The sequence below is a fragment of the Streptomyces sp. NPDC002209 genome, assembly GCF_042890265.1.
Classification (GTDB): Bacteria; Actinomycetota; Actinomycetes; order Streptomycetales; family Streptomycetaceae; genus Streptomyces.
Genome location: NZ_JBIARX010000002.1, coordinates 474,813 through 486,697, shown reverse-complemented (window position 1 = coordinate 486,697; position 11,885 = coordinate 474,813). Strand labels below are relative to the sequence as shown.

13 protein-coding genes are annotated in these 11,885 nt (G+C 71.9%); 2 read left to right on the top strand and 11 right to left on the bottom strand.

Annotation, left to right across the window (positions count from 1 at the left end; translation table 11 throughout):
- Nucleotides 1-166 precede the first annotated feature (166 nt).
- Nucleotides 167-382: a hypothetical protein gene (locus ACFYXK_RS07105; protein ID WP_030162422.1), complete on the bottom strand. Its 216-nt coding sequence runs from the start codon at nt 380-382 to the stop codon at nt 167-169.
- 366 nt (nt 383-748) lie between these two features.
- Entirely contained in the window at nt 749-1,030 is a 282-nt protein-coding gene (locus ACFYXK_RS07100; protein WP_266636384.1) for an acylphosphatase, read from the bottom strand.
- 134 nt (nt 1,031-1,164) lie between these two features.
- Between ACFYXK_RS07100 and ACFYXK_RS07095 the strand changes: the two genes are divergently transcribed.
- The gene (locus tag ACFYXK_RS07095) at nt 1,165-2,082 is read left to right on the top strand and encodes a CAP domain-containing protein (RefSeq protein ID WP_389410152.1); all 918 of its coding nucleotides are present in this window, start codon (nt 1,165-1,167) and stop codon (nt 2,080-2,082) included.
- A gap of 119 nt (nt 2,083-2,201) precedes the next feature.
- Nucleotides 2,202-2,579, top strand: a complete 378-nt coding sequence (locus tag ACFYXK_RS07090) for a winged helix-turn-helix transcriptional regulator (protein ID WP_389410151.1) — start codon at nt 2,202-2,204, stop codon at nt 2,577-2,579.
- Here ACFYXK_RS07090 and mutM read toward each other — a convergent pair.
- The 9 genes from mutM to ACFYXK_RS07045 form a co-directional block, all read right to left on the bottom strand.
- Nucleotides 2,552-3,412: a bifunctional DNA-formamidopyrimidine glycosylase/DNA-(apurinic or apyrimidinic site) lyase gene (mutM, locus tag ACFYXK_RS07085; RefSeq protein ID WP_389410150.1), complete on the bottom strand. Its 861-nt coding sequence runs from the start codon at nt 3,410-3,412 to the stop codon at nt 2,552-2,554. The two genes, ACFYXK_RS07090 and mutM, sit on opposite strands and share 28 nt — an antisense overlap.
- A 128-nt stretch (nt 3,413-3,540) precedes the next feature.
- Nucleotides 3,541-4,401, bottom strand: coding sequence for a ribonuclease III (gene rnc, locus ACFYXK_RS07080; protein ID WP_389410149.1), 861 nt, complete (start codon nt 4,399-4,401; stop codon nt 3,541-3,543).
- Between the two features lie 19 nt (nt 4,402-4,420).
- Nucleotides 4,421-4,594 (bottom strand): 50S ribosomal protein L32, encoded by a 174-nt coding sequence (gene rpmF / locus ACFYXK_RS07075; protein WP_003965982.1) that lies wholly within the window; start codon nt 4,592-4,594, stop codon nt 4,421-4,423.
- A gap of 2 nt (nt 4,595-4,596) precedes the next feature.
- A complete protein-coding gene (locus tag ACFYXK_RS07070; protein WP_383515322.1) occupies nt 4,597-5,262 on the bottom strand; it encodes a YceD family protein in 666 nt (221 codons plus the stop codon).
- Between the two features lie 122 nt (nt 5,263-5,384).
- Nucleotides 5,385-6,443: a DivIVA domain-containing protein gene (locus ACFYXK_RS07065; RefSeq protein ID WP_389410148.1), complete on the bottom strand. Its 1,059-nt coding sequence runs from the start codon at nt 6,441-6,443 to the stop codon at nt 5,385-5,387.
- A gap of 103 nt (nt 6,444-6,546) precedes the next feature.
- Complete coding sequence (gene coaD / locus ACFYXK_RS07060; protein WP_389410147.1) at nt 6,547-7,026, bottom strand: pantetheine-phosphate adenylyltransferase; 480 nt, start codon at nt 7,024-7,026, stop codon at nt 6,547-6,549.
- Nucleotides 7,027-7,055: 29 nt separating this feature from the next.
- The gene (gene rsmD / locus ACFYXK_RS07055) at nt 7,056-7,634 is read right to left on the bottom strand and encodes a 16S rRNA (guanine(966)-N(2))-methyltransferase RsmD (RefSeq protein ID WP_266663349.1); all 579 of its coding nucleotides are present in this window, start codon (nt 7,632-7,634) and stop codon (nt 7,056-7,058) included.
- Between the two features lie 130 nt (nt 7,635-7,764).
- Nucleotides 7,765-9,975 (bottom strand): ATP-dependent DNA helicase RecG, encoded by a 2,211-nt coding sequence (recG, locus tag ACFYXK_RS07050; RefSeq protein WP_389410146.1) that lies wholly within the window; start codon nt 9,973-9,975, stop codon nt 7,765-7,767.
- 16 nt (nt 9,976-9,991) lie between these two features.
- Entirely contained in the window at nt 9,992-11,683 is a 1,692-nt protein-coding gene (locus ACFYXK_RS07045) for a DAK2 domain-containing protein (protein ID WP_389410145.1), read from the bottom strand.
- Nucleotides 11,684-11,885: the final 202 nt, after the last annotated feature.

Below are 11,885 nucleotides of genomic sequence, written 5' to 3'. Positions count from 1 at the left end.
ACTGACGTTAAAGGAATCGGCCCCCCACCTGGCCCAACGTCCTCGCGCACGGATGGCGCGGTGGTCGCTGACGCGGTGGTCAAAGAAAGAAGGGACGCCGGAGCGTCCCTTGCAGATCATGCGGGGCTGTAGTCGAGCGACGAGTTGAGCGCGGATCAGGTGAGCGTCAGGTGAGCGCAGGCTCCGCCTGGGGTACGTCGATGTCGATGCGGTCCAGCAGCGAGTCTCCGTGCTGAGCGGCGGCCGCGTTCAGCGCGTCGTTTTCGGACTGAATCCGTACGAGCTCGGACTCGAGGTCCTGGACGCGCTGCTGAAGCCGTCGCATCTCGGCGAGGAGTCGCGGATCGGAACCGCCGACGTAACCGAGAAGCGCCTTTGCCATGATGGATGGTCCTCCACACTGAGTGACCGACCGAAGCGGTGTGGGTCGTGAGGGAATCGCACCCGCGGATGTCCGGCAGCGACTGTCAGTCACTGCACGCGTTCTTTTGCTAACACGCCTACTGCCAGCACTGCCAAACAGCTCAGGTGCGCGGGGCTTCCAGCGTCTCACCAAAAAGTTTGACGGTCAACACGATCACGCCCCGTATCGGCGGGCAGCCCGGCTCTCCCAAGGGACGTGGAGATCGTCCGCTGCTTCGAGCCTTCCACGGTTCGGGCCGGCCGGCAACGTGTCGACGGCGAACGCGCAGATCCGGCCGGGTGCGGACCGTCGAGAGATGTGATCAGTACATGATCAGTCGATCGCTCACCGGATGGCGAACCCGTCGTAGCCACCGCGCGGTGTGCCCCAGATCTCTGTCACTCCGTCCACCCTCCCGGGCGTGTCGGCGGAGCGCAGCCAGTCGAGCAGCCGGTGGCAATTCTCACGTTGACCTTCGGCCACGACCTGCACTCGCCCGTCGTCGAGGTTGAGCGCGAACCCGACGACCCCTCCGATCTCCAGTGCATTGGCCCTGGTGAACCAGCGGAAGCCCACTCCCTGTACACGGCCGCGCACCCAGGCGGTCAGGCGGACATCTTCATTCATGCGTGAACGCTAACCGGGCGGGGAGTTTCGGCCCACATCGCCCCCGCGCCCCATGGCGTACAGTCGCGCAGCAATGAACTCACCCATTTGGGCGAGTAAGGGATGATCTTGACCTGCAAGGAAGGTACGGGCCGATGGGACGCCACCGACTCCCCGCCGCGCCGGACCACGCCGGCAAGCGCCGCGCCCTCGTGCGGGGCGGCCTGCTGGGCGTCTCCGTGGCCGTGGCCCTCGGCACGGCCGCCGTGACCACCGGCATGGTGCCGGTCAGCACCTCCTTCCCCTATGTCGGCGTCTCCGCCGACAGCCCGGCCGCCAAGACGCGGGCCGCGGCCGAGGCTTCGCCGAGCCCGGACACCGCGGCCGAGCAGCAGGGCGGCCTCGCCAACCTGTCGGGCCGCGCCTCCTCGGGCCCCGACACGGGCAGCCGGTCGCCCTCGGCCTCCCCCTCGCCGTCGGCCTCCCCTTCCCCGTCGGCCTCGCCGAGCCCCTCCGCCTCGCCCACCCCCACCCCCTCCGTCTCCGCCTCCGCTCCCGCTCCCGCTCCCGCCAAGGAAGCGCCGAAGACGGAGAAGAAGCCGGCACCGGTACCGGTGCCGGCGAAGACGGCCGCGCCCAAGCCGCCGGCCCCGCCCGCCCCGCCCGCCCCGGCGTCCCCGACGCCCGCCGACGGCCACTCCGCGGAGGAGGCCGCCGTGCTCACCCTGGTCAACCAGGAGCGCGCGCAGGCCGGCTGCGGTCCGGTCCGGGCGAACCCGCCGCTCGCGGCGCTGGCCGGCGCCTTCAGCAAGGACATGGCCACCCGAGGGTTCTTCGACCACACCGACCCCGACGGGAACACCCCCTGGGACCGCGCCACCAACGCGGGCCTCTCCGGGCTCGGCGGCGAGAACATCGCCCGCGGCCAGGGTGACGCGCAGGCGGTCATGAACGCGTGGATGAACAGCCCGGGCCACAAGGCGAACATCCTCAACTGCGAGTTCCGCACCCTGGGCGTCGGCGCGTACGTCGCGGCCGGCGGCCCCTGGTGGACCCAGGACTTCGGCTTCTAGCGGCTTCCGGCCGCAGCACCGCGGCGCCGGCGGCGAGCGCCTGCCGAACACCCACCGAGCACTTACTGGCCGAAAGCGCAAGCTTCTGGTAAGCGCTGTGCGGAGCTAAGCTGGTCGCCATGGAGACACAGCTTCCGTTCGACGCCTTCGCGCGCGCGTGTCCGTCCCGGGAGACCTTGGAGCACGTCACGGGCCGCTGGGGCAGCCTCACGGTCGGCGCCCTGCGCGACGGCTCGTGCCGCTTCAACGAGCTGCGCCGCAAGGTCGACGGCGTGAGCGAGAAGATGCTCTCCCAGACCCTGCAGGCACTGGAGCGCGACGGCATCGTCCACCGCGAGGCGCAGCCGACGAACCCGCCGCGCGTCGACTACGAGCTGACCCCGCTCGGCATCGAGGTCGCCGACCGGCTGCTCGCGCTCATCCATTTCCTCGAGGGCAGCATGCCCGAGGTGCTGACCGCCCGTAAGTCCTACGACGCCACGCGCGGCGGCCGCTGACAGCGCGGGCAGAAGTAGCTGGACCGGTTCATCCACGGGCGGCGCCGCATCGGGGTGCCGCAGCGCCGGCACGGCTCGTCCTCGCGCCCGTAGGCGTCGAGCGAACGGTCGAAGTAGCCGGACTCTCCGTTCACGTTGACGTAGAGGCTGTCGAAACTGGTGCCGCCGACCGCGAGGGCCGCGTTCATCACGTCCCGGACGTGCCCGAGGAGTTCCGCGCTCCGCGGGCGCGTCAGCGTGGCGGTGGGACGCTCGTAGTGCAGCCTGGCCCGCCACAGCGCCTCGTCGGCGTAGATGTTGCCGACCCCGCTGATCAGGGACTGGTCCAGCAGGGCCCGCTTGACGGTGGTCCGCTTGGCGCGCAGCGCCGCGTGGTACGCCGCCTCGTCGAACAGCGGGTCCAGCGGGTCCCGGGCGATGTGCGCGATGACGTCGGGCAGCCCGTCGGCCGTGTTCTCGTGGAGCGAGAGCCCGCCGAAGGTGCGCTGGTCGACGAAGCGGAGCTCGGTCCCGGCGGTGTCCCGGAAGCGCACGCGGATGCGCAGGTGCTTCTCGTCGGCGGCCTCCTCGGGCTGGACGAGGAGCTGTCCGCTCATGCCGAGGTGCCCGAGCACGGAGAGGTCGCGCCCCTCCAGGGGCAGCCACAGGTACTTGCCGCGCCGCTGCGCCACGCCGATCGTCTCGCCCGTCAGCCGCGCCGCGAAATCGGCCCCGCCTGCGGGGTGACGGCGTACCGCGCGCGGGTGCAGCACCTCGACGGCCTCGACGGTCCGGCCGGCCACCCAGCGCTCCAAGCCCCGCCGTACGACTTCGACTTCGGGCAGCTCGGGCACGGTGGTCCTCCGGAGGGGGTGCGTTCTGGTCGCTCCCGGCGAGCGTACCGGCCTCCCCCGCCGGGCCCGGAAACGGGTCCGCCCGCCCCTGCGCGGCAGGGGCGGGCGGGAGATCCCGAAGGAAGGGCTCAGCCGTTCGGCGTCGGTTCGGCGGGCGTCGGCGCCCCGCCGTCCTCGGCCGGGGTCACGGCATCGGCCGGGGCCGCCACCGTGACCTGTGCGGCCGCAGAGGCCGCGGCTTCCGCCGCGATCCGCTCGTCCGCCTTGGCACGGATACCGCGCCATGCGGACTCCGCAGCCTGCTGTTCCGCTTCCTTCTTGCTGCGGCCGGTGCCGGTGCCGTACGAGACACCACCGACGCGGGCGGCAGCGGTGAAGGTCTTCTCGTGGTCCGGACCGGTCTCGGTGACCAGGTATTCCGGTACGCCGAGGCCTTCGGCCGCCGTGAGCTCCTGGAGACTGGTCTTCCAGTCCAGGCCGGCCCCGAGGTTCGAGGACTTCTCGATGAGCGGGTCGAAGAGCCGGTGGACCAGCTCCGAGGCCGCTTCGAGGCCCTGGTCGAGGTAGACCGCGCCGATCACCGCTTCAAGGGTGTCGGCGAGGATGGAGGCCTTGTCCCGGCCACCCGTGCCCTCTTCGCCCCGGCCGAGCCGGATGAAGGAGCCGAGGTCGAGGCCGCGCCCGACCTCCGCCAGTGCGCGCGAGTTGACCACCGCGGCCCGCAGTTTGGCCAGCTGGCCTTCGGGCAGGTCGGGGTGGGTCGTGTACAGCGTGTCCGTGACCACCAGGCCGAGCACGGAGTCCCCGAGGAACTCCAGGCGCTCGTTGGTGGGCAGACCGCCGTTCTCGTACGCGTACGAGCGGTGGGTCAGTGCACGCACCAGAAGGGCGGACTCGAGTCGATACCCGAGCCGCCCTTCCAGAAGCGTGTGGGACGAGGCCGCGTTGTTACTGTCTGCCTGCTTCTCAGCGTTGGACAGCTCAGACATTGCGCCTCTCACCAGCCGCTCAGACCTCGAGGACCTGGCGCTTGTTGTAGGTGCCGCAGCTCGGGCACGCGATGTGCTGGAGCTTCGGCTCCTGGCAACGCTCACACGAAACCAGGGTGGGGACCGCAGCCTTCCACTGCGACCGGCGGTGGCGCGTGTTGCTGCGCGACATCTTCCGCTTCGGAACAGCCACGGCTACTTCTCCTGCTTCTCGGCGGCGCCCTGAACTCCGTCAGAGGCAGTGCCGCTCATGTTGTCCTTCTCGACGCCCTGATCGGTGACGAGTCCTTGCAGTGCCGCCCAACGGATGTCGACGGCGTCATGGTGGTGGTCCGGGTCGTCGTTCAGGCTGAGCCCGCAATCGGGGCACAGTCCGAGACAGTCCTCCCGGCACACCGGCTGCATGGGCAGTGCGAGCACCACCACATCCCGCAGCACGGGTTCGAGGTCGAACAAACCGTCCTCGAGGAAGAGCGTGTCCTCGTCGTCCTCGGCGTCGTCGGCCGGTTCCGCCTTGCTGCGGCTCCGGTCGTCGGCGTCAGGGTACGAGAACATCTCCTGGAAGTCCGCCTTGAGCTCGCGCTCGACGGGCTCCAGACACCTTACGCACTCCCCCACGGCCGATGCACGGGCGGTGCCTGTGACAAGCACCCCTTCCATGACCGACTCCAGGCGGAGGCTGAGCTTCACCGGGGCGCCTTCCGGCACTCCGATGACGCCGACGAGACCGAAGTCCGCCGGTGCCGCGATCTCACGGGACAGCCGCTGCATGGCACCAGGACGCCGACCCAGCTCGTGCGTGTCGAACACGAGGGGGTTGCGGTGGTCGAGGCGGGTATTCAGGGCCGTTCCTGCTTTCACAGATCGCTGAAGATCAAAGATTGCCCCCCAGATGAAGCACCTGTGGGCAGCATGGATCGCGGTGCATACGCGCGACCGAAGAGCCAGGATACCCGGCGCTTCGCTCTGAGCCCAATCCGGCCCTAGCGCCCCTGCTCGTACTGGCGCAGCTGGTCCAGGTTGATCATGCTCGTGTCGAAGAAGCTGGTCTCGTCGAGGGCCGGCTGCTGCGGCTGCTGCGGGGCCTGCGGCTGCTGCGGGTAGGCCGCGTAGGGGTCCGGCTGCTGCTCGTAGCCCATCGCCGCGTACGGATCCGGCTGCTGTGCCTGCTGCTGGTAGCCGTACGGGTCCTGGTAGGCGTAGGCGTCCTGCTGCTGAGGCGGCTGGTGCTGCTGGTGCTGCTGGTAGCCGTACGCGTCGTACGCGGGCTCCTGCTGGGTCTGCGCCGGGATCGCGGGGGCCATCGGAGCCGCCGGCTCCGCCAGGCCCGCCAGGAAGTCCGCGTCGCTCGCCGAGCGGGACTGCTGCCCGCCCGCGGCGTCCTGGGCGGCCATGTGCGCGCCGAGGTCGTCCGTGGGCACCCGGCCCAGCAGCTTCTGGCGGCCCCGGCCGACCGCCTCGAGGGTCTTGGAGAGCACCGCCTCGAAGGTCGCCAGCTTGGTGTCCACGTACGCGTCCGCCTGCTGCCGCTGCGTGTCCGGATCGTGGCTGCGCTCGGGTGCGTCCGCGTCGGGGTAGCCCTGGTCGTCCAGGCCCGGGCCGCGGCCCAGCAGCTTCTCGCGGCCGCGGTCGACCGAGCCGATGGTCTTGGTGAGCACGACCTCGAAGTTCGCGAGCTTGCTGTCGACGTAGTCGTCGGCCTCGGCCCGGATCTCCTCGGCCTCCCTGCGGGCGTCCGCCAGGATCCGGTCCGCCTCCGCCTGCGAGCGGCGCGCGACCTCGGTGTCGGAGATCAGCGAACCGCGCTGGGCGTGCGCGGACTCGATGATCCGCTCCGCCTCGCGGCGGGCGTCCTCGACCATCTGCTCCCGGCCGCCGATGAGCTCCTGCGCCTGCGCGAGCGAGCCGGGCAGCGCCTGGCGCACCTCTTCGAGCTGGGCGAGCAGCTCGGCGCGGTTGATCACGCAGGAGGCCGACATGGGCATGGACCGGGCGCCGCCGACGGCCGCGACGATCTCGTCGAGCTTCTTCTGCACGTCCATGGGGGCTCGCACTCTCTCGGCCTCGGGCGGTTCCTGAGACGGACGGGACGACTGTAAGGCCACCGGGCGAACGCCCGACACCGACTGACGGCCCGTCAGTCGGTCAGCGGTTGGCGAGCCGCTCGGTCAGCGCCGCGTGCACGTGCGGCGGCAGCAGGTGGGCGACGTCGCCGCCCCAGGCAGCGACCTCCTTGACCAGGGAGGAGGACAGGAAGCTGTAGGTGGGGTTGGTCGGCACGAACAGCGTCTCGACGCCAGAGAGCCCCATGTTCATCTGGGCCATCTGGAGCTCGTAGTCGAAGTCGCTGACGGCGCGCAGGCCCTTGACGATGGCCGGGATGTCGCGCTGCTTGCAGAAGTCGACGAGCAGACCGTGGAAGGACTCCACCTCGACGTTGCCGTAGCCGGCGGTCGCCTCGCGGATCAGCTCGATCCGCTCCTCGACGGTGAAAAGCCCCTGCTTGGACTGGTTGATCATCACGGCGACGTGGACGACGTCGTAGAGCCGGGAGGCCCGGCCGATGATGTCGAGGTGTCCGTTGGTGATGGGGTCGAATGACCCGGGACAGACGGCTCGGCGCAACTTGGGTCCCTCGCTCTCCGGTGCGGGCATCATGAGTCTTCGCTGGTGAAGGCGGCGCGACCGTACCAAAGGGTGCCTTCGCCGTACTTGCGGGAGCGCAGCGGCTCGAACCCCTCGGGCCACGGGAACGCACCGCTCCTGGTACCGCGCTCCACGGTGACGAGCGCATCGTCCGTGAGCCAGCCATTGGCGCGGAGTGTGAGGAGGATCTCGCCAAGATCGCCGTGGCCGACGGCGTACGGCGGGTCCAGGAAGACGACGTCGTACGGGTCCCCGCCCGCCGCGGCCGCCACGATCTGCTCCGCCTTGCCGGCCCGGAACTCGGCGCCGGGCAGCCCCAGCGCCTTGATGTTGTCCCGGATCGCCTTGGCCGCCTTGGCCTCGGGCTCGACCAGCAGCGCGTGGGAGGCGCCGCGCGAGAGTGCCTCGAGGCCGACGGCGCCGGAGCCGGCGTACAGGTCGAGCACCCGGGCGCCCTCGACGCCGTGCAGCGACTCCCAGGTGGAGAACAGGCCTTCGCGCATCCGGTCCGAGGTCGGCCGGGTGCCGGTGCCCGGGGGCACGGTCAGCCGTCGCCCGCCGGCGCTGCCGGCGATCACGCGGGTCATCTGGGGTCCTTCGGTACGACGGTGGTGGTCGGGGTACTGCCGGGTGCTGCCGGGCCGTTTCCGGTCCTGCCCGGTGCTGCGGAGTCCAACGATAGGTCGTACCGCCCCCGGCGGCCCCGGGCGGTACCGCTCAGCCCTTCTCCAGGTACTGCTCCCGCTCGGTGTCCAGCAGGGCCTCCAGGGCGCTCCTGAGGCCCGGCAGCCGCTCCAGTTCCGGGTCGGCGGCGACCACGCGGGTGGCCTCCTCGCGGGCCTGGGCGATGACCTCCTCGTCCTCGATGACCGCGAGCATGCGCAGCGAGGACCGCACGCCCGACTGGGCCTGGCCCAGCACGTCGCCCTCGCGGCGCTGTTCCAGGTCGATCCGGGAGAGCTCGAAGCCGTCCAGGGTGGCGGCGACCGCGGCGAGCCGGGCCCGGGCGGGGCTCGCCTCGTGCATCTCGCTGACCAGCAGGCACAGGCCGGGCGCGGAGCCGCGGCCGACGCGGCCGCGCAGCTGGTGGAGCTGGGAGACGCCGAACCGGTCCGCGTCCATGATCACCATGACCGTGGAGTTCGGGACGTTCACGCCGACCTCGATGACGGTGGTGGCGACCAGCACCTTGACCTCGCCGGCGGCGAAGCGGCGCATGACGTCGTCCTTGTCGGCCGGGTCCATCCGGCCGTGCAGCACCTCCACCGACAGCCCGGCGAGCGGCCCCCGGACGAGCTGCTCGGCGATCTCCAGGACGGCCAGCGGCGGCCGCTTCTCGGCGTCGTCCTCGGCGGTCTTCTTCTTCGGGTTCTTCGGGTCGTCCTCGCCGTCGCCGATCCGCGGGCACACCACGTACGCCTGGTGCCCGTTCTCGACCTCCTCGCGCACCCGCTCCCAGGCCCGGGTCAGGAAGTGCGGCTTGTCCTTGGCCGGTACGACGTGGGTGGCGATCGGGGAGCGGCCGGCGGGCAGCTGGTCGAGGACGGAGGTCTCCAGGTCCCCGAAGACCGTCATCGCGACGGTGCGCGGGATCGGGGTCGCGGTCATCACCAGCAGGTGCGGGGGCTGCTTCCCCTTGGACCGCAGCGCGTCGCGCTGCTCCACGCCGAAGCGGTGCTGTTCGTCGACCACGACCAGGCCGAGGTCGTGGAACTGCACCTTGTCCTCGATGAGCGCGTGCGTGCCGATCACGATGCCGGCCTCGCCGGTGACCAGGTCCAGCAGGGCCTGCCGGCGCGCGGGCATCCCCATGGAGCCGGTGAGCAGCACGACCTTGGTGCCCTGGTCGGAGCCGCCGAGCATGCCGCCCTCGGCGAGCTCGCCCATCATCTCGGTGATGGAGCGGTGGTGCTGCTGGGCGAGCACCTCGGTGGGGGCGAGCATGGCGGCCTGCCCGCCGCAGTCGACGACGGCGAGCATGGCCCGCAGCGCGACCATCGTCTTTCCGCTGCCGACCTCGCCCTGGAGGAGGCGGTGCATGGGGTGTTCGGTGGCCAGGTCGTCGAAGATCTCCTTCGAGACGGTCTGCTGGCCCTCGGTGAGGGTGAAGGGGAGCTTGGCGTCGAAGGCGTCGAGCAGGCCGCCGGGAGCGGGGCGGCGCGGGACGGCCGGGAGCTGGGAGTCCGCGTGCCGGCGGCGGGCCAGCGCGACCTGGAGGACGAAGGCCTCGTCCCACTTCAGCCGCTGCCGGGCGTCGTCGATGTCGGCCTTGGTGCCCGGCCGGTGGATCTTCAGCAGGGCCTCGGTGAGGGGGACCAGCCCGCGGCCCTCGCGCAGGGCGTCCGGCAGCGGGTCCACGGCCTCCCGGGCGCTGGGCAGTACGGCGTCCACGCACTTGGCGATCTTCCAGGACTCCAGCTTGGCGCAGGCCGGGTAGATCGGGATGAGCTGGTTGGCGAAGGCGGTCGCCGCGTCCCGGTCGGAGGCGTCACCGCCCAGCGGCTCGTACGCGGGGTGGGAGAGCTGGAGCTTGCGGTTGAACATGCCGACCTTGCCCGCGAACATGGCGCGCGTGCCCGGCAGCAGGTCCTTGTGCGGCTTGTGGACGCCGGCCCCGAAGAAGACCAGCTGGAGGCGGCCGCTGCCGTCGGTGATGGTCACCTCCAGGCGCTTGCCGCGGCCCCCGTTGAACGTCAGGATCCGGGCGTCGGCGACCTGGGCGACCACCGTCACGTGCTCGTCGATCTGGTCCGCGAGCTCCGCCAGCGAGGTCAGCTCGCCGCGCTCGGCGTACCGCCGCGGGTAGTGGTGGAGCAGGTCCAGGGCCGTGTGCAGGCCGAGCTGCTCGGCCAGCACCTTGGCGGTGGCGGGGCCGAGCGTCTTCTTGAGGTCTTCGTCGAGCGCGGGCACGTGTTCATTGCACACCATCGCGCTGACAAGCCGGCTATTCGACCCCGATGAGGAGGGGTGCGGAGTACCGGCCGCCGCGGTAGGTGACGGTGTCCACCGCCAGGTGTCCGTGCTGGACGTACGCCTCCAGGCGCTCGGCGAGGGCGTCCGGCACCTCCGGTCCCAGGACCAGGGTGACCAGTTCGCCGCCGGAGCCCAGCATCCGCTCCAGGACCGCCTCGGCGGTCTCGGTGAGGCCGGATCCGATGACGGCGACGTCTCCGTCGATGAGCCCGAGCACGTCCCCGGCCTGGCAGATGCCGGCGGAGGTGAAGGACTGCCGTTCGGCGACGGCGAGTTCCGCGTAGCGGGTGGCGCCGGCCGCCGCGGTCATGGCGACGACGTCCTCGTCGAAGCTGCCGTCCGGGTCGTGCACGGCGAGGGCGGCCAGGGCCTGCACCGCGGACCGGGTGGGGATCACGGCCACCCGTACGCCGTCGGCGCGGGCCCGCTCGGCGGCGGCGGCCGCGGCCGCGCGCTGGTCGGCGCCGCCGGGCAGCAGCACCACCTCGCGGGCGTGGGCGCGCCGGACGGCGTCGACGAGTGCGGCGGCGTCGGGCACCTCTCCGGGGCGGGCCAGCACGGTGGTGGCGCCGGCCTCCCCGCACAGCCCGGCCAGCCCCTCGCCCGGGACCACGGCGACGACGGCCCGCTGGACGCGTTCCCCGCGCGCCCGGCGCCGCTCGTCGCCGAAGTGGGTGATGCGGATCCGGTACGGCCGCCCCGCGATCACGCCGGCCTCCACGGCGGCGCCGGGGTCGTCGACGTGGACGTGCACGTTCCACAGCCCGTCTCCGCCGACCACCACCAGGGAGTCCCCGAGCCCGTCGAGGCGCTCGCGCAGCTCGGCCACGGCCGCTTCGGCGGCCTCCAGCAGGTAGATCACCTCGTACGCGGGCCCGCCCTGCTCCTCGGCGTCGCAGGGCTGCGGCGGCTGCGGTACGGGTACGGCCCGGCCGCGGACCGCCTCGGCGGCGGGCTCCTGGCCGGACAGCGCCTGCCACAGCGCCCCCAGTACGGCGACCAGCCCGCAGCCCCCCGCGTCGACCACCCCGGCCCGGCCCAGCTCGGCCAGCTGCCCCGGGGTGTCCGCCAGGGCCGCGCGGGCCGCGTCGTAGGCGGCCCGGGCCACGTCCGCGGCGGTTCCGGCGGCCGCGCCGGCCGCCTCGCCGGCCCGCGCCGCCGCGGCGGCGACGGTGAGCATCGTGCCCTCCACCGGGTGCGCGACGGCCCGGTAGGCCTCTTCGGCGGCCCGGGTCAGCGCCTGGGCCAGCAGCCGGCCCGGCCCGCGGTCGCCGGGCTCGTCCCCCAGTACGTCGGCCACTCCGCGCAGCAGCTGCGCCAGGATCGTGCCGGAGTTCCCCCGGGCGCCTATGAGGGCGCCGTGCGCGTAGGCGCGTACGGCCTGGGAGAGGGAGGGGGTCCGGGGCCCGGCGTCCGGCCCGGGCCCTGTGGTCTCGCTCACGTCCGCGGGCGCCGTCCCGAGGGCCTCGGCCAGTGCGCGGTCCGCCGATTCCGCGGTCAGGTAGAGGTTGGTGCCGGTGTCCGCGTCCGCGACCGGGTAGACGTTGATCGCATCGATGTCCTCGCGGGCCCGGCCCAGTGCGGCCACGGCCAGCGAGCTCCAGGTGCGCACCGCTTCGGCGTCGAGCTCGTCGGGGGACTGCGGCTGCGGCTCGTGCGGCACCGGGCGTTCCTCCTTGTGCGGGCCAGGGTTCACCGCAGGGTAACCAAGGACTGCCGGGCGTCCGGGACCGCGGGGCGGGGTCGGCGGCAGCCATGGTAGTTTTCTTGGACCGACGCAGTCGTTGTATGCTGCTCCGGTTGCCCGATGAGAGTCGGGCCATTCCCCCGGCAAACCACTCAGACTTCTCAGACTTCTGATCCGG

Excerpts from the sequence above, each read along its gene's own strand:
- ACFYXK_RS07105 (WP_030162422.1), bottom strand. The coding sequence starts at position 382 with ATGGCAAAGGCGCTTCTCGGTTACGTCGGCGGTTCCGATCCGCGACTC.
- ACFYXK_RS07100 (WP_266636384.1), bottom strand. The coding sequence starts at position 1,030 with ATGAATGAAGATGTCCGCCTGACCGCCTGGGTGCGCGGCCGTGTACAG.
- ACFYXK_RS07095 (WP_389410152.1), top strand. The coding sequence starts at position 1,165 with ATGGGACGCCACCGACTCCCCGCCGCGCCGGACCACGCCGGCAAGCGC.
- ACFYXK_RS07090 (WP_389410151.1), top strand. The coding sequence starts at position 2,202 with ATGGAGACACAGCTTCCGTTCGACGCCTTCGCGCGCGCGTGTCCGTCC.
- rnc (WP_389410149.1), bottom strand. The coding sequence starts at position 4,401 with ATGTCTGAGCTGTCCAACGCTGAGAAGCAGGCAGACAGTAACAACGCG.
- ACFYXK_RS07065 (WP_389410148.1), bottom strand. The coding sequence starts at position 6,443 with ATGGACGTGCAGAAGAAGCTCGACGAGATCGTCGCGGCCGTCGGCGGC.
- rsmD (WP_266663349.1), bottom strand. The coding sequence starts at position 7,634 with ATGACCCGCGTGATCGCCGGCAGCGCCGGCGGGCGACGGCTGACCGTG.
- recG (WP_389410146.1), bottom strand. The coding sequence starts at position 9,975 with ATGGTGTGCAATGAACACGTGCCCGCGCTCGACGAAGACCTCAAGAAG.